The organism is Syntrophales bacterium (assembly GCA_023229765.1).
Classification (GTDB): Bacteria; Desulfobacterota; Syntrophia; order Syntrophales; family UBA5619; genus DYTH01.
In genome coordinates this window covers 176,730-193,449 of sequence record JALNYO010000001.1, presented here as the reverse complement: position 1 = coordinate 193,449, position 16,720 = coordinate 176,730, and the positions used below count along the sequence as shown (strand labels likewise).

Annotated in this window: 23 protein-coding genes; 15 read left to right on the top strand and 8 right to left on the bottom strand. The window is 46.2% G+C overall.

Features of this window, described 5'->3' with window-relative positions; translation table 11 throughout:
• Window positions 1–17: 17 nt before the first annotated feature.
• The 6 genes from M0P74_00985 (at window position 18) to M0P74_00960 (ending at window position 2,144) form a co-directional block, all read left to right on the top strand.
• Window positions 18–221: a hypothetical protein gene (locus M0P74_00985; protein MCK9362170.1), complete on the top strand. Its 204-nt coding sequence runs from the start codon at window positions 18–20 to the stop codon at window positions 219–221.
• A 123-nt stretch (window positions 222–344) separates the two neighbouring features.
• Window positions 345–719, top strand: coding sequence for a hypothetical protein (locus M0P74_00980; protein ID MCK9362169.1), 375 nt, complete (start codon window positions 345–347; stop codon window positions 717–719).
• Window positions 720–829: 110 nt separating this feature from the next.
• Entirely contained in the window at window positions 830–1,009 is a 180-nt protein-coding gene (locus M0P74_00975) for a hypothetical protein (protein ID MCK9362168.1), read from the top strand.
• Between the two features lie 127 nt (window positions 1,010–1,136).
• Window positions 1,137–1,445, top strand: coding sequence for a P27 family phage terminase small subunit (locus M0P74_00970; protein ID MCK9362167.1), 309 nt, complete (start codon window positions 1,137–1,139; stop codon window positions 1,443–1,445).
• Window positions 1,446–1,624: 179 nt separating this feature from the next.
• A complete protein-coding gene (locus tag M0P74_00965; GenBank protein MCK9362166.1) occupies window positions 1,625–1,873 on the top strand; it encodes a hypothetical protein in 249 nt (82 codons plus the stop codon).
• Window positions 1,860–2,144, top strand: a complete 285-nt coding sequence (locus M0P74_00960) for a hypothetical protein (GenBank protein ID MCK9362165.1) — start codon at window positions 1,860–1,862, stop codon at window positions 2,142–2,144. The genes M0P74_00965 and M0P74_00960 overlap by 14 nt, the downstream gene beginning before the upstream one ends.
• A 672-nt stretch (window positions 2,145–2,816) precedes the next feature.
• Here M0P74_00960 and M0P74_00955 read toward each other — a convergent pair.
• Both M0P74_00955 and M0P74_00950 read right to left on the bottom strand, forming a co-directional pair.
• The gene (locus M0P74_00955; protein ID MCK9362164.1) at window positions 2,817–3,065 is read right to left on the bottom strand and encodes a hypothetical protein; all 249 of its coding nucleotides are present in this window, start codon (window positions 3,063–3,065) and stop codon (window positions 2,817–2,819) included.
• 257 nt (window positions 3,066–3,322) lie between these two features.
• A complete protein-coding gene (locus M0P74_00950; GenBank protein MCK9362163.1) occupies window positions 3,323–3,580 on the bottom strand; it encodes a helix-turn-helix domain-containing protein in 258 nt (85 codons plus the stop codon).
• Window positions 3,581–4,076: 496 nt separating this feature from the next.
• On the opposite strand from M0P74_00950, the gene M0P74_00945 reads away from it, so the two are divergent.
• The 9 genes from M0P74_00945 (at window position 4,077) to M0P74_00905 (ending at window position 11,578) form a co-directional block, all read left to right on the top strand.
• The gene (locus M0P74_00945) at window positions 4,077–4,586 is read left to right on the top strand and encodes a hypothetical protein (GenBank protein ID MCK9362162.1); all 510 of its coding nucleotides are present in this window, start codon (window positions 4,077–4,079) and stop codon (window positions 4,584–4,586) included.
• Window positions 4,587–5,094: 508 nt separating this feature from the next.
• Window positions 5,095–5,457: a hypothetical protein gene (locus tag M0P74_00940; GenBank protein MCK9362161.1), complete on the top strand. Its 363-nt coding sequence runs from the start codon at window positions 5,095–5,097 to the stop codon at window positions 5,455–5,457.
• Between the two features lie 39 nt (window positions 5,458–5,496).
• Window positions 5,497–6,000: a hypothetical protein gene (locus tag M0P74_00935; protein ID MCK9362160.1), complete on the top strand. Its 504-nt coding sequence runs from the start codon at window positions 5,497–5,499 to the stop codon at window positions 5,998–6,000.
• A gap of 243 nt (window positions 6,001–6,243) precedes the next feature.
• Window positions 6,244–6,699, top strand: a complete 456-nt coding sequence (locus M0P74_00930; GenBank protein MCK9362159.1) for a hypothetical protein — start codon at window positions 6,244–6,246, stop codon at window positions 6,697–6,699.
• Window positions 6,700–6,763: 64 nt separating this feature from the next.
• Window positions 6,764–7,147 (top strand): hypothetical protein, encoded by a 384-nt coding sequence (locus M0P74_00925; GenBank protein ID MCK9362158.1) that lies wholly within the window; start codon window positions 6,764–6,766, stop codon window positions 7,145–7,147.
• Between the two features lie 254 nt (window positions 7,148–7,401).
• Window positions 7,402–7,968, top strand: coding sequence for a hypothetical protein (locus tag M0P74_00920; protein ID MCK9362157.1), 567 nt, complete (start codon window positions 7,402–7,404; stop codon window positions 7,966–7,968).
• A 948-nt stretch (window positions 7,969–8,916) separates the two neighbouring features.
• The gene (locus M0P74_00915) at window positions 8,917–9,579 is read left to right on the top strand and encodes a hypothetical protein (protein ID MCK9362156.1); all 663 of its coding nucleotides are present in this window, start codon (window positions 8,917–8,919) and stop codon (window positions 9,577–9,579) included.
• Complete coding sequence (locus M0P74_00910) at window positions 9,572–10,678, top strand: XRE family transcriptional regulator (GenBank protein MCK9362155.1); 1,107 nt, start codon at window positions 9,572–9,574, stop codon at window positions 10,676–10,678. The genes M0P74_00915 and M0P74_00910 overlap by 8 nt, the downstream gene beginning before the upstream one ends.
• Window positions 10,679–10,756: 78 nt before the next feature.
• Window positions 10,757–11,578, top strand: a complete 822-nt coding sequence (locus M0P74_00905) for an IS1 family transposase (GenBank protein MCK9362154.1) — start codon at window positions 10,757–10,759, stop codon at window positions 11,576–11,578.
• A 214-nt stretch (window positions 11,579–11,792) separates the two neighbouring features.
• On the opposite strand, the gene M0P74_00900 is transcribed toward M0P74_00905, so the two are convergent.
• From M0P74_00900 to M0P74_00875, 6 genes are all read right to left on the bottom strand, one after another.
• The gene (locus M0P74_00900; GenBank protein MCK9362153.1) at window positions 11,793–12,419 is read right to left on the bottom strand and encodes a hypothetical protein; all 627 of its coding nucleotides are present in this window, start codon (window positions 12,417–12,419) and stop codon (window positions 11,793–11,795) included.
• Window positions 12,420–12,421: 2 nt separating this feature from the next.
• Window positions 12,422–12,658 carry a hypothetical protein gene (locus tag M0P74_00895; protein ID MCK9362152.1) on the bottom strand — a complete coding sequence of 79 codons (237 nt, stop codon included), beginning with the start codon at window positions 12,656–12,658 and terminating at the stop codon, window positions 12,422–12,424.
• Window positions 12,659–12,669: 11 nt separating this feature from the next.
• A complete protein-coding gene (locus M0P74_00890) occupies window positions 12,670–14,631 on the bottom strand; it encodes a transglutaminase-like cysteine peptidase (GenBank protein MCK9362151.1) in 1,962 nt (653 codons plus the stop codon).
• Window positions 14,632–15,876: a hypothetical protein gene (locus M0P74_00885; GenBank protein ID MCK9362150.1), complete on the bottom strand. Its 1,245-nt coding sequence runs from the start codon at window positions 15,874–15,876 to the stop codon at window positions 14,632–14,634.
• Between the two features lie 9 nt (window positions 15,877–15,885).
• Window positions 15,886–16,203, bottom strand: a complete 318-nt coding sequence (locus M0P74_00880; protein ID MCK9362149.1) for a hypothetical protein — start codon at window positions 16,201–16,203, stop codon at window positions 15,886–15,888.
• Window positions 16,204–16,359: 156 nt separating this feature from the next.
• Complete coding sequence (locus M0P74_00875; GenBank protein MCK9362148.1) at window positions 16,360–16,719, bottom strand: hypothetical protein; 360 nt, start codon at window positions 16,717–16,719, stop codon at window positions 16,360–16,362.
• Between the last annotated feature and the right edge of the window lies 1 nt (window position 16,720).

Sequence of the window (16,720 nt, the reverse complement as noted above, 5' to 3'; positions counted from 1 at the left end):
GGGGTAATTTATCAAAAATGACAATCTTTAGAAATAACACCATAACCAATGATCCCTGCGACCTTTGCGGTGCCCGATGCGACCCTATGGGGCTGGACTATGGGATCGGCCTGAGCCTTGTCTGCGATTCTTGCGCGGCAAAATATAGGCCGGATTTGGTAGCGATACGCGAGGCGGCGCTGTCCTATGCTGAAGCGGAAAAAGCCAATGAAACTTTTTGATTTGATAACGGCTGACGGCTTCACCGAGTGGATATCTGCTGGACTGTCTAATGAGATACCCACGGGAACGGCTGATGATGGCGGGAATTTACCCGAAATAATAATTTTCTAAAGGAGACGACAATGGAAAACGAACTGATGGAAGCGGCGAAAACGGCAACCAACGGAAATGACAATCGGCGAATTACTCTGCAACGTGTCAATTTTTTAACGAAAGCTCCATGCGCGTATTGTAACGAGCAATGTGATCCTATACGTTTTGATTTTCGTGATGAAAAGACGGGAAAATCAGTTTGTGTTGTATGTGCCGAGAAATACGCGCCGGAGATGGTTCGCATCAAAGAGGATGCTCTCTGTTACGCCGAAGGCGAAGTAGCCTTGATGATACAAAAAATCCAAGGTAAAGTCAGCGATTTGATCAACTATCCGGTAGAAAAGAGAATCATGGAAGTCCTTGAAGAAATCAATCAGGATTATTTGTATCTCTTCGATCCATGAAAATAGCTACGCGGGAGCTTGGCGATCATGACGATTGACGGCGGATTGACGGACGGCGAAGCAATTCAGGCAATGGGGGGCGGCTTAGAATGGCAAGGAGAAACACAATAATGAACCAGGATATAACCGACGACCAGGCAGAGGCCAGAAGGCAGCAGCAGGAGCACGAACGCCGCCAAGCCCTTATCAATCGACAGCTCCAGCTCCAGCTATTGCGATGGCTTCAGGCGAACCGATGGCCGACCTTGACCAGGTGGAAAATTTGGTGCGGTGATGATGCAAGTTATTGATAAATACATAATGATAACGGGGGCATAGGTATTCTTTCACGCTTCATAACCACCAACCGGATTGGCCGTGTAGCTTCGGCGCAATCAAGTTTTTTCTTGGTTGCCAGAAAATAGGAGGTAAAAAACAGTGAAAAAGTTATCAAAAGAATCGGCAAAACTTAAAAATTCAATCCAGAAAGATTATGGGATTTACGATGATCACGGTATTGCGATCCTACAGGCGGGAATGGAGGCCAAAGACCAGATGGAAAAGGCCATGGCACAAGTTGATATAGAAGGTCTTACGGTGGGAGGGGATCGGGGCGGGATCAAGGCTCATCCATTACTTTCTGTCATTAGAGATTCACGCAGTCAATTCTTGATGGCGCTGAAACACTTGAATTTGGATTTAGAGCCGCTCCGCGACAAGGCTGGGCGGCCACCAGGGGGTAGCTAATGCCGACGACACGAACACGACGCACAAGGGGACGGATCGGAGGTGGCGATATTATCTCTTGGATCAGGTGGCATTGCACAATATTGCAATTTATTCCGCGCACTATTGGAACCGGGAGTCAATCGCCATGGGTGGGGAAAGATTCGCTGGCATTCTGGAAGGCGCACCATAAGGAGATCATGGCCACTTACTTGGAACAGAACCGGGAGCGCAACAGACCTTTCCAACGGCCACGTCAATACTGGGGAGAATTGGCGCAAAAGTCACCACGTTTGAAAATCGGCACTCATGAATGGTGGGGTGCAAAATATAGCCCAGAACCCCCGCAACTTAACATTAGCGACATTTATGAGAGTAATTATGAATATTTAAAACGCCTGGGTTTGCTTGAAGCCTGGGAAATGGAGGCGAAAAATGCCCACAAATAGGACACGACGAAAACGGGCGATGATGCCGACAATATCCCCGGCGCTTAGGTTCTACTTTGAAACAGGTAATTATGACGGGCCTTTTCCTGAAGAGGATAGATGTGATGTTTTTTTACTCTCTGGCAGGGATGCTGATTTAAAAGCTATATGGGACACCGTGAAAGATGAAATCACGACTGATTGGATGAAGATGCACCCCCCCGGTGATATGCCGTTTGCTTGGTGGCGATTTGATGCACCCGAACCACGGATTGATGATGTAAGTGATTGAATTAATAAGAGACCACCCCTACGGCCTCAGTCTCTGGGGCATCGAAAACCGTGAAACCTCGTCTGGTATTACGCGCAGATTTTTTTCCTGCCACGGCTTTTTTAATCAAGTTTTAGTGAGTTGCAAAATCAATAAGTAGGAGGTTCAATCAAATGGGACACGGAGGTTTACGAGTGGGGTCAGGACGACCACGGGGAGCAAAGAACAAAAACCCTCAAGAGGACATAGCGGTGGCAGCGGCAGCCGAAAACTTGACACCCTTAGAATTCATGCTGCGAATAATGCGCGATCCGGCAGAAGATCCGCGAAGGCGCTTAAGGATGGCCATAAGCGCGGCACCTTATTGTCATCCCAAAGCAGGTGAGGCGGGCAAGAAGGCGGGCGCGGAAGAAAAGGCCAAGGCTGCGGGATCAGGAAAGTTTGCACCTTCCCGGCCTCCGCTGAATTTGGTGAAATAGATGGTGAGAAAAGTTAAGGGAGGGTTAGAGGTTATGAAATGCAGTTTTTGCGATTTAGAAGCAACGTCAACTCATCTGTTTTTTCTGGGAGAAGCCCCGGAATTGAACGGTGGCGTACTCAAATGGGATTATTATGGCGAGCCTATACATACATGCGGAAGGCATAGCCTTATGCATACAGAATTTGATATGGACGGAGAGTCGGTAAAACGGGTTATATCCGAGTAACCCTATATTTACTGCCGGTATCACTAAATACATCGTAGGTATTTTCGTCAATCTCATTGACTTGCCTACCATTTGATGTAACAAATTGCTTATCCCCTGGTGATTCCTGCCGTATGGTATCACCAAATGCGAGAGCACCGATGATAAATTCTTGTATGATCATTATTGTGATGATTTCCCCATCGGCAGTTCTGGCTTTGAAATTACCAACAGTTCTTTTTATAACCTTTTTCATTTTCAATCTCCTTTTATTAAGGAACTATTGTGGATCAGGAAACGGAACAGTATGGCTGGTAATAGTGAAGACTGTACGCTTTTTGATGGGGGAATATTATATTTAAGTCGTCAACCATAAACAAATCCAAAGTAGATCATTTGACACCGTGGCAAGATGCACCATACTCGCTGATGGGCGCGGCGCAATGAACGAAGAACGGAAACAGCATAGGCTTGATTTGCGGGAACCTTCTACGGAGAGGGCAAATACGACCATCAAATATTTCTGCCTTTATTGTCCCCACCTATTTTTTTTATTTTCTCTTCAACAAGAAACATAATATTTGATGCGGAAACGTTAAAAGCTTTTGCGAGCTGAAAAATCGTGACCAGGGACGGTTGCTTATGGCCGCATTCCAAGAGGGAAATAAAGCTCCTATCAAGATTGCTTGCATCAGCAAGTGTTTCTTGGGAGATTTGCTTTGCTTTCCTGATATCCCTGATTACTTCCCCAAATGCCTCTTCGATCGTCAAGTTCGCCTCCCGCGAGAAGGAGCTTAACAGAAGCGGGAGGGATATTCTGTTGACTAATGACAACAAAGGATTTATAAATGGTGCATCCGCTGCATAAAGCGTGTAAAATTCTTTTTACAGTTTACAGAAAAGAACATAAACCTTCAAGCGGCAAAGAGGCTGACATGAATGGATTGATTCTCGAACTCCGTGGCTCATAAAAAGAGTGCGGGGTTTTTATGTTTATGATGTTTGATCGGAAGAAATCGCTCTACTCGACTCAAAAATAAGGAAGAGCATGAAGAAAGCCATAATCACCATAACCACGATCCTGGCAATTATCGTCTATTACGTAATACTTGACTCGTTAGAATTCAGTATTACCCGTATTCCTGGGTTCATGGTGGCTGTCTTATATATATTTTTACCTATTTTTATCATTCCAATCTTTATGTGCTATATTTTCAATGCTTTGGTCTTCAAGGATACCTCCAATAATAAGCGAAAGGAGACGCGAATGGCATTAATGAAATGCAAGGAATGCGGGAACGATGTTAGCGCAAAAGCAGATTCTTGCCCAAAGTGTGGGGCCAAGATAAAAGCTAAGTCAATAGGCTGCGGTGGACTTATTCTGGTGCTTATTGTGATTGGAATCATCGGAGCGTTGTTCTCACAAAACAGCAATTCCCCATCTTCCACACCATCGAAGCCCAGTGCCGCTGATATAGAACGACAAGTAAAAGAACAAGTAAAAATCAAAAAACTGAGCTGGCACAAGAGTGGGTTTGACAATGTGATGTTGGTTAATGCAACCTTTGAAAACAAAAGCAACCGGGCTGTAAAGGATATAGAATTGACATGCGAGCATTATTCCAATAGCGGCACAAAAATAGACAGTAATAGCAGGGTAATATACGAGGTCGTTGAACCAGGCAAAAGCAAAGGAGTTCATGACTTCAATATGGGTTTCATCCATTCGCAGGCGGCGAAAACAAGTTGTAGCATTACAAATCTCGTAGTTCAGTAAAAGTTTAGCCGTGATACCGGAAAGGACCCTGGAGAAATCCGGGGTTTTTGCAAGTAGAAATAAAAAGAGTAACTGTAGCGGGAACCCCCTCAACCGAATAACCGAATGGTCACGCCGATGATGATCTTTGAACCTGGGGCAAATATGCGAGGAGGGAACGGAGCCCACATACCAGAAAGGAGCTTTTATGAAAAAGATCGTTGTAGTTTGTTTGGTGTTGGGGTTGATGGGGTGCGGAGGGTTACAGATTACCCCGGAATCGGGGAGGGTGTCGTCGGTATCAGATACAACTAAATGCTCCTTTATAAAGAGTCAATATATGCAGGCAATGCCCTATAATATGATGCAGGGTGTCCAGCAGAACACACTTAATGCCGGGGGAGATTCCTATAAGATTATATCTACCAGTAGCACAAAAGCAATCGGGGTAGATATGGTGCAAGTGAACTTTGAAGTCTATAAATGCAGGTAGGCATACCGGGAAATCTGGCGGAGAAAAGGGGATAAGATGCGAGATACTCTTGCTTTTGTTGGGTGCGTTATTATCGTCTTGATTATTTACGCTATCCAGAAAAACATTAAACCTGATCCGGTAAAAGAAAGGCACTTACAGGAAAGACAGGAAATATACGAGGCCGAAAAACTTCTGCAAGCTTACGGCCCAATCAGTCCCCAATATATCTGCCCCCACTGCCAAACGAAAGGATTTGTCCACACCAGACCTGTTAAGCGAAAGAAGGGCGTGAGCGGGGCGAAGGTGACAGGGGCGCTCCTGACCTTTGGTGTTTCCATGTTGGCCACGGGGCTATCAAGGAAAGAAGGATTGACGCAAGCCCATTGCGGGAACTGTAATTCGACGTGGGACTTCTGAGGATAAGCGGGGCATGTAATTTATTTACAAGGAGGGATTATGAAAAAGATTATCATTGCTCTTCTTTTACTTCTCACCGTTACACCACTTTACGCTGAAACAATGGCGAGCTTTTCGGGCAGCGGCCAATCGGTGACAAGTTTGTTTCGATTGCGCCCTGGGCTTTATATATTCGATTTAACGGTCACGCGCACCAATTCATCTAATTTCATAGTTCACCTTATCAAGAGCGATGGCACAACCATAGATTATCTAACGAATTTAATAGTAGCCGGTACACATGTAACCGTTTCAGCGACCATCACCAAGGATGATTACTATTTATTAGATATTGACCTGGGAGGGGCCAACCAAGGGGCGTGGGTTGCGACCGTCACGACAGCAGCGGCGATACCTTATAATTATTATACGAAACAGGAATTAGACCAGTCCGCCATAAACGGTGCCTTGCAGGAACGCGCCCGATGGGACGTCAATGGTGACAATAAGATCGGTCTTGAGGAGGCAATCAGGGCGTTGCAGATCATTTCCGGCATGAGGTAGGGAGCATGGAAATAAAGGGGGTAAAAAATGGCATCTCAACTATCTTGTCCGAAGTGCAACGGACTGGCCACCAAGGGTGGTTTTAATACTTGGCAGATCATCGTTTCAATTATCTTCTTTCCTTTCGGTCTCCTGTCATTACTTGCGGGCAGAAAACCAACTGCTTGTCCAAAATGCGGTCACACATGGCAAGCCTAATATGGCGATGAAGCGGGGAACGTGATTTATTTGTGGGGAGGGGTTATGCTGAAGCATTTCTGCTCAATATTATTAGTTATTTTAATTTTCTTCGTTTCCAGCAACCTTAATGCTGCCAATAATATACAGTCAAAAGAAGGGGATGACGGGGTTTTACATTTTTCAAATAAAGAACAAAAGCCGGAATACCGCGAAGAGATTAAGCGGCCTCAAAGTAAAGATGTTTTTAATGAGGGTGCTTTTCATAAGGAGCAACTTACTGTTAACTATGAAAATAAGTGGCTTACGGATAAAAATATTCGGACTGCGACAGAAATAACTTTCATAGGCGATGATAAATGCACAATGAAAATTAATGTAAATTTTCAAGCTGACAATGCCAACAAGGTAATTCACGATAGATCATTGATGGATGCTGCAAAAAAAGTTGGTATCAAAAGGATTGAATTTCATGATTGGGGTAATTTTGCGAAAGAATATATGTATTATGACATTAAGTAGGACATAGTGCTAGGCAAGCACAGCTGAAAAGTTTACCTTCAAAAGGTTGATAGGGGGGCTTATTATGGGCATCAAGATTGTCGCCGGAGATTTAACGAATGGCAAATATGAATTATGCTCAAGCTGTTTTGATAATAATTTAAGGATAAGGGACCTATCAATTCCATTTTCCGGATCATTTGGAAACAAAAAAGGAACATTATCAATCCGGGAAGATTTTGACCATATCGAAATTATCAACGAAGAATCGAAAAAGAAATTTATAGGAACTGCTGCATGGGGCGCATTAGGCGCTGCCGTCTTTGGTCCACTCGGTTTGCTTGCGGGTGTTTTGGCTGGGGGAAACAAAAAAGAAGTCGCTTTCGCCGCCTTCCTGAAAGATGGACGGAAATTTATGGCAATTTCCGACAGTAAAACGGTTAATAAAATATTGGCCGAATTGTTTTAGGTAATAGGGAGCAGCAAGCGCACCCCGGATCGTTGAACCTGGGGCAAATGTGGGAGGCTCGGCAGGATATTCGGGGCAAACAATCACACATACGGCTTCACCAGAGCCACCAGGCGGGGAAATCACCACAAGGGACGGTGTAGGCAATGGGCCGGGGAATCCCGCTTGATATTTTTCCGGGATGGTATGTCGTGTGGCCGTGTTATCGAATACCGGAAAACGGGAAAGATGATTTATTTGTGGGAGGTAATGCTATGCAGAAAAAATTGATTCTATCAGGTTTATTAATAGTCTTGTTATTGGCGTGCACAGTGATGGCAGACGAAATACCGGATGTTAAGGGGTGGAATGGTACAAAATGGGGGATGACCGAGAAAGAGATAGTGAGCGTATTTGGAAACAAAATTGTGTATTTTGATAAAGCTATGGATTGGAAAGACGATTACGCAAAAATAGGTCTGAACGATTATTCTATTAATAATATGCTGTATGATGTTCGCTTTGCTATGAGCAAAGCAACCGATACCCTAATACAAGTCACCCTAAGTAATAAGAAAGGCGGGATTACAGACTACTATGCCATTGAACAGCTTTTGGTTGAGAAATATGGAAAGTGGTCTTATAAGAAAGAGGACATCACCCCAGCCGAAAGAATATCAAGAACACTCACACTTGATGGAATGAAAGATCTAAAAACTACGTGGAACTTCTCGGAGACCATCATTGAATGTTTTTATACCGAAATCTCTTCAATTAATTTTCAATCTCAGGGTGTCTCATACCGCATGCGGAAAACTGGAAAAGGATTAGATGCATTATAAATTTAAAATTGGAATAGGTAAGCAGCACAAAAATACCCTGGAGAAATCCGGGGTTTTTTTTATGGGAAGGAAATAAAAAAGCGGGACAGGAGCAATCCTGAGAAAGTGGGATATTATGATTGATGGGCGGGTGAGTATCCACCTTTTTTTATTGAAAATATTTTTCATCCATAGGGGCTACAATCTTGTAGCCAATTCTGTAGCCGGTCGATTTTCAGCATAAAAAAAGGCTGCAAAATAAGTTGCAACCTTTTGATATTATTGGTCGGGGCGGTGTGATTTGAACACACGACATCCTGCTCCCAAAGCAGTGCAAGGTCATCGCCCTTCTTATAACTAATTATATTTACTGCGTTTGTACCTTCACGTTATCCCGTTTTATGCCGCTTTTTGACGGCATTATTGACCAATTATTGAACATTATTACCCTTAGTCGCGGCGATGCTTTTGACTCTACCCTTTTCGGGGCGTTTAATCAACTAAAAATCAGATTCGGTAGTGGGGTAATAGCGTGTTGATGGTTTCAAAAAGCAAATGCATCCCTTGGCAGAATATGGTATACAGCAGGCATGCCAAAACGAAAAGACGAAAATGAAATAGCGTTTGACGCCCTTCAGGAAATCCTCAGACGTGATGCCGAAAGAGATGGTGTTTCTCAAGAACCTCCGCCTGTGCCTGGAAAGGTGCCATGCCGTGTGGAAGCGGGGCGCAAGGGCGGGGTGAAGAGCGGAAGAGCACGGTCAGAAAAGTTGACCCCTGAACAGCGTAAGGAGATAGCCCAAAAAGCGGCGAAGTCCAGGTGGTCCAAGAAATAATCAACAATATTGATACTTTTTATCAAGACATGCCAAATTTCCTAACAATATTCGATGCGGCTCAAAATACTTCTTGTTTTTCGACATCAAATGATGTATTAAAATAGGAAATTCGTTTTAAGAGGAGAGCACAATGACCGCATCAATCATTCAACCGGGGACGCAAGAACACAGGCACGCACTCGACTTATTCGGTCTTACGCCGATTATTTTTCAGGAAATTGGCGACAGAATATTAGGCGAATACAATCAAGCCACGCCTAATGACGCGAAAGCTGCGGCTGGATCATATGCCTATTTTGCTGCAATAAGAGCTTTGCGGGACTTCCTTTGTCCGGAAGGGTGGCAGCATCATAGAGAAGGGAACATTGAAATGGTATTGGGACCGTCAAGCCAGTTTGCGATTACCGCATCAAGTGGTGACGATAATACTGGTCGGAATGGAATCGAACCAAAAACAAAGAATCATAAGGGCAGCCAGACGAGCAATCTCGTCTTTAAGAATAGAAACCAAGGTGAATTATTTCCAGAGATGGTATTAGCCGATCCGCCTTATGATCCCGATAGAACTCCAACTTGGTTTTTGCTGTACCATATAGATTTGGCAAAAAATGAAATCCGGATGGAATTATCCCTGCCGATAAGTATTGATTTTTACACCTTTAGAATTAACCAATGGAGGAAACGTATATTCTTGCCATCGGGTAATTTGGGCGGTACGCCAATAAACAAGGCTACCCAACCAGAGTTATATTCAGACTTCGATATTGAAATTAAGCGAAAAGCCAATGAATGATTTAATTTTTAATTCTACGCGTCTTAAGTTTGCACGTAAACTAAGGGGGCTCACCGCCCAAGCCTTATGTGATCGCCTGTGCATCACGACCAGAACGTTATCGGATTTTGAAAATGGGCGCGCTGAACCACAATCTATTACACTTCATAAATTTGTATCGATTCTTGAATTCCCCGAAGAGTTTTTCTTTGCAGATGATATTTCGCCGCTGGATGATAGCGCTGTTAGCTTTAGGTCTCTTTCGAGAATGGCAGCCAAGGTCCGCGATGCGGTTCTGCATGAGGGACAGCTTGCCTTGGACTTGTCGGAATGGTTAGACAAAAGATTTGATACCCCTTCTGTTGCAGTTCCAGACCTAAGGCACCTTACTCCAGCAGCGGCGGCAGAAACTTTACGATCCATGTGGGCGCTTGGTGAGAATCCTATTGGGAATATGGTCCATCTCATTGAATCGAAAGGTATTAGAGTATTTTCATTAACAGCGGATTCTACCGACATGGATGCCTGCTCTTTCTGGAAAGCTGATCGTCCATTTATTTTTTTAAATACTCAAAAATCTGTTGAACATAGCAGGTTTGACGCAGCTCATGAATTAGGACATTTGGTATTGCATAAGCATGGAGGGATAGGTAAGGCTGCTGAGATTCAAGCACACGAGTTTGCCGCAACGTTTCTGATGACCGAAAGTAGCGTTAGGGCATACTTTCGCATGCCCACCACGCTTGACAAAATTATAGCAGACAAATGTCTATGGAAGGTGGCTGCGTTCGCCTATACGAGACGATTGAAAGAGTTATCCTTAATAACCGAGTGGCAATATCGTAGCTTTTGTGTTGGACTTTCAAAGCGGGGCTATAGAAAAAAAGAACCTAATCCTATTTTGCAAAGAGAAACATCAAAATTACTCCCGATGCTTTTCCAAGCATTACGCCAGGAAGGCGTTACAAAACAAAACATAGCAAAAGATATGAAGATTTATTCTAAGGATATTGATTCCTTAATTTTTAATTTGACATTGCTCCCTTTACCGGGCGGGTCAATGAACCGTGCCGCTCCTGGATCACCAAAGAAACCGGGAAACTTAAGACTCATAAAATAAAATATTCCGTGTTTTCGTTGCCCTGCCTGCAAGAAAACTTTCCTTGAACCTCACGAAAGGCCCCTTGATGACATGCGCTTGCCGGTAGAAAAGGCTGTCTCTGTCATTCAGCATCTTGTGGAGGGATGTTCGATCCAGAGTACTGAGCGGATTACGGGTGTTGAAAAGCGCACTATTCTTTCTCTGCTGGAGCTGGTTGGGCCGCGTTGCGAAAATTTAATGCAGGATAGGACCAAGGCGTTAACAATCAAGGAATGCTCCTGCGATGAGATATGGGGCTATGTCGGCATGAAGTCTCGTACCAAGAAAGCAAAAGCACCGACTGATAACGAAAAAGGTGATGCGTGGTGCTTTATCGCTATGGAGCGCCATAATAAGTTGATTCTTGCATGGCACCTTGGTCACAGGAACGTAGTAGATACGGTCGCTTTCACTGAGAAATTGGGACATGCGACAAGGGGCGGCTTCCAAATCAATACAGACGGTTTCTCGGCTTACAAGGATGCCGTTGTTTATAGTTTAGGTGCGCAGTTTGTTGATTTTGCTCAAGTCATTAAAGTTTATGGGAAAAGCCAAGAAAACGAAACTCGCTATTCTCCTGCTGCGTATGTCGGTTGCGATAAGGGTGCCGTTTTTGGTAATCCGGATTTAAAGAAGGCTTCAACGTCTCACATTGAACGCCAGAACCTCACGGTTCGTATGGGAATGCGGAGAATGACGCGCTTAACGAATGGTTTCAGTAAAAAATGGGTTAACTTGAAATGGTCTTATGCTTTACAATTTGCATACTATAATTTTTGCCGAGTCCACAAGACGTTGAGAGTGACCCCGGCGATGGAAGCAAAGATTGCAGATCACATTTGGACGATTCAAGAATTAATCAGCGTCAACACATTATGACCCCACTGCCTCAGATTCTCAAATATTCTCCGGCGGAGTTTCCATGTGTCGGCGTGCTTCGCGTGGCCCAGCCATGAGGCTATGTCGGGGTGGGTGGAGGCCATGCAGAGAAGGCCCCGGCGGTAGAGACGCGCCTGCTTGCGGAATTTGCGCTTTGTGCGACGGACGTTGGCCTTCCGCAGGAGGCGTTAGTCGCCAGGACTCTTCCTCTTCATCAGGACCACTCCACATAAAGTAATGCTGCGTTTCCTGAATCCAAACTCCATATCCGCCAAGCATGTTCTGACTCATTATTTTTAATGAGAAGCATCACCGCAGTTGCGTCTGTAAATTCATCACGGTTAACTACCGTTTGCAGTATCGTCTTTAGCTCTGGTGAAATTGTTGGCGTCCCCGTGATATTCCATGGCACTGCTGCGGTTAAGGCCAAGGCTTCAGATGTGGGGGCATCTGTTGGAGCAACCGCGTCATCAACATTATTAAAATAAATATTAACAGGACAATCACCTGCACCGGTTATCTGATCACGTGGTACCAGCGTGAGAATGCATGTAACAATGGTCGCCCCTCGCGGAATTGTAACAGGGATACGAATGAAGGTGTTATAATCAACATCACCTCCAAAATACATGTCTGTGCCGCGACCTATACCCACCGTAGTCGCGCCAGAATTAAACTGAAGTGTATCCTTCGACCACATCCCATCGTCGCCGCTTACAAGCGGATAAAATGTTCCGCTACCGCTTCCTCCGCCACTCGTCCACAACTCGCTCGCTCCGAGCATTACTTTAGCGATACCGTCCGATCCTGCACATATCTTCACCGCGTCGCTCAACTTCATGATCATGCCTCCACTATGAGATAGAGCGTATCCAAATCGACAGGGCTGAGCGCATCGTACTGCGCCTGTGTCAGTTTTACAATGTGGCCAATATCATCGGAAATAACACTTCCCTCGATGACTAAACCTTCCTTGATCTGCGCGTAGGTGACTCTCTTCGTAACCCCACCCTGGACGACAATATAGACGTCGGAATCCGCAGGCGCCGTGACCGCTTTGTATTTGCTGATTTTAGGCATGGTGTACCTCCTTAAATTTTCGGCAAGATTGAGTATATTTTCCAATAGAATCTGGAATCATATGATTGCAACTTTATGCGCAATTCTCCCACGCAGGTGAAATCATACGTAATCCGCTGGACACCCATAGAAAAACCTACCTTTGTATATTTGATCCCTCCATCGGGAACTCCGCCTGCATACATCCATCCGCGAGTTTTTGGCAATGCAACTGGAGGTCTCCACCAATTGTCTTCATCATAAGCCCCATTCCATATATTCAAATTCACCGATTCAAGCACCGTCCCGGACTGAATTTCGATATCCATAATCAATCGGTATTCTTTATTCCGTGCCTGATGTCCGGATGGAACACGCACCCAAACAAAATATTGATTAACCAAGGTATACGACCAACCATGAATCCCGACATACCATGATTCCCGTGGAGTCGCGGGCGGAAGCGCCGGGATGCTTTTAGGGACGCTATAGGAGATTATGTTTGACGGGATGTCTACCCCCATCGCTCCGATCTCGACCAGGTCATCGCAATGCATGACATAGCATTTATCCCCGTAGCCCAAATTATAGTCTCCGCCAAAATCCGGTTCATCATTTACCAAATTTAATGGATCGAGTTGCTTGAAATCAGCCAGCATGGTGCAGCACGCTCTCGGGTTCTTCGTAAAGCCGATCACCTTCGGAGTTAACCAGTTCTGACCCGTGAATTCCACAACTACCTCATCACCCACAATGAAGGCGGAGCTATTACAAGTCATATACTCGACTGGGACAGCTAAGAGTTTCACGCCGGGGACAGACCAGATCATCCCTGTCTGACGTCTCCGATTGGTATATGGAGTCACATTATTATTCATGACCTCTTGATAATTATTATCAAGAGCAAGATCTCCCTCACTCGTCTGGATCACGAGCCACGCATGACCCTTGCCATTCGGAGCAACTCCAACCTCGATGTGGATCGCTGACGCAGCATAGCCAAGATCAAGAAGTTTCTGAGCCTTAGTCAACGCAAAATCCTCGCAGTCACCCGACCCACCTTCAGCCATCTGCGTCCAATTCTCCAGCTCGCCATATTGTTCTATATCTAACTTATATTTGAACCGGCTGTTCACTTCCGCATTGATTCTCGCAAGATCTGCCTTCAACTGCTCTGACATCTCAAGATCGGTATCATCCGTATTAGTAGCCAGTTCGAAAGTTGGATCTTCGTTGATGTAGTCCTCCCATCCCAGGACTGCGTCTTTCGTTATGACGCATTCGATCCCCGCCTGATTGATAGGCAGGCCCTGCTCCTCGCTATACTGCTGCGCGATCGCCACGTCACACTGATCAAGAGCAGAGTCGATGGTGAGAATAGTCCCGACGCGATAGGTCGGCTTCCACTTCTGCCAACAGGGAAGCAAAACTTTGTTCAAGAAAACCGCAGACGGAGTACTAACCCCCGCATGCTGGAGAAGACCGACTGATTTGCTCACAGACCCCCCGGCAGCAAGAATGATCTGGTCATCGACTCCATTCATCTCCATCGTACCAACTGTAGTTCCCACGGCGAGATCTTCCGTCAAATCAGTACACCAGACTCCAGTCCGAATCTCCGTGGCCATAGCCACAGCGATCAACGTCTGATCTCTGATCAGGGACGCTCGCTCATAATTGAGCGTACTAAGATCCCCACGCTTCGTCGTCAGAATTCGCTGCTTATCCAGAACAGCCTTCCTCGCTGAGATCAACTGCTCACTCTTAGTCGGGCTCTCCGGCTGTAGAATCAGAGCATCAAGAGCACTCTGGGCTACTCCCAGATCAGTCTCCGCTGAGTCTACTGCGGAAGTAGCGGTAACAATCCGAGTTGCCAGAGCAGTCAGACGAGCCGCAATGGAGACCAAACGAGCCGCAGAGGCTCCCGCATGCTTAACGATCTGAACATCGTAAAGCCCTGATGCGCCTCCACTTATGACCTTAGCCTGACCCATCTACGCCTCTTGAACCTCCATGTAAAACGTCGCTGGAACCGCAGACACCCAATACGTAATCATTCCAACTGTGAAATAATCATTACCCCCATTTCCATAGATACAAGTATCTCCGGGACGCAGGAACAGATCCATGTTGGCTCGGATACTCCGCTTGCCGTCCGACTGCAAACCATAAAACGAGACCCCGCTGACAGCCCACTCCTTCGGTGCGCTGGACGTCACGGTTTTATGACCGCCGATGATAGCCGAATCGCTGTAGGCTCCTCGATGAATCTGGACATCCTCATAGTCCACCCGCATGAGTTCCTCCATCTGCTCCGTTCCATCGTGTAACCGGACGCCCTTTTGTATGATAATCTCCCCATTCGTTCTTGCCAGAATAGCCGCCTCGTTGGAGAGCGAGTCCGGGACAACGCACGACAAATAGGACGGCTCTCCGTCTCGAGCACGCGCCTGAAATGATGAAATTGGCAAGATGACATCATCGACGCCATCGTTAGCCCCAGTAAGAATGCAATAATAGATTACTTTCGCCTGCCCTTGCTGCGAAAGTGGGACGTTCCAGATATACGCCGGATTACGCGCCAGCAACGTCGCTGTAGCGACGGGAACCTGAGATGACATCACGCCAAAGTCGGGGTTATGCTCCATTAGATGGGCATCTGCGACTGGAACCTCGATACCGTCAGATCCGGCAGACCACGTAACGATCAGAGCAGGAGACACCCGGCCAGCATCATAAGAGTCTGGGCTCCGATTAGCGCTCGTATCACTCCCATCATTCTCTATCATCACCATGACCGCATTACCGTCTGACCATCCCGGACGGTCTATGACCTCTTGCAATATCGCTGAAATGTCGGGTGTATCGTAGGCTACTCCGTGAGTCCATCCAGCCAATCCATCCCAAGCGATGCCTGTAGTCTTCGCTAAAGAAGTATATTCAGAAGTGATCGTGGGAGCCACGGCATCATTGGCTGCGTTAAAAAACACGTTCAGCCGGACGACCGCGCCCGTCGCATCGCGATACCACTGAGGATCATTGAATTGTACAAGGCGTACAACGCATGAGGAGATGACTGATCCAGCAGGGATAGAGACGACAGGAAATCGGATAAAACTGTGGGCGTACCATCCGGAATCATCCCCTATGTAGAGATCCTCGTCGAGATAGAGTTCAGGATCGTCAAAGACCGAGCCGTCATCTCCAACCGCTGCCGGATAAAAAGTCGCGCTTCCCATATCAGTGTCCTAATCCGTGACTATGCCAGATGCACTCCACTTATTTGTCCAATCAACTCCGGAGACAGTCACATCGGCGGGAGTCGTGTCGTAGAGGATATATCCAATGAGCGGATCTACGATAGACCCGACTGTCTTATCCGCATATAGAATTCCGTATCGGAATGTAGCCGCGAGCGCCGAGAAGATGACGTCATTAGCGTCGAACTTTCCTCCTGAGGGAGAATCGGTCTTCGTGACTGCCTGCCCACTCAATGCCTGCCCACCGGCAGTATAGCCATTGCTGGGACTGGCCACCGCCACGACCTCCGGAGATGGCGATGACATCACATCCGTGAGGACTGCATGAGCGATACTCGGAGTATAATCAGACGTGACGAGCGCGAGTTTGATGGTATCTGCGCTCAGGTCGATGGTACCGTCCATTATGTATTTCCGAAACGAACTGTATAGTGTGAATGAACTTGCCATGATACTCCCCCCTTATTCAGATACCTTTTCAGATACCAATAATCTAATGGACAGGATTCCGTCCTTTACCGCATACGATTCCGGCGCCGCTTCATATGCGCCGTCTTCCATCGCCACGATGACCAGAGCATACTCTTCGACAATGTACCGAGCGAAATTCACAGATTCAATGGTCGCTGATGGTTCCTCAATGTAGATGCCCCGGTCTCCGTCAGAAAACCCCATGTCGGCGATCACGCAGCCGCCATCAAGCGTGCCAGTACGAGAGACGCGACGAGCGCCTGAGCGGTTCTCCTGATCCTTGCTTCGTGGCATATCACGGAAAACCCTCGCTCCGATCAGATCATAAGTCCTCGTTGCTATCCCAATCATC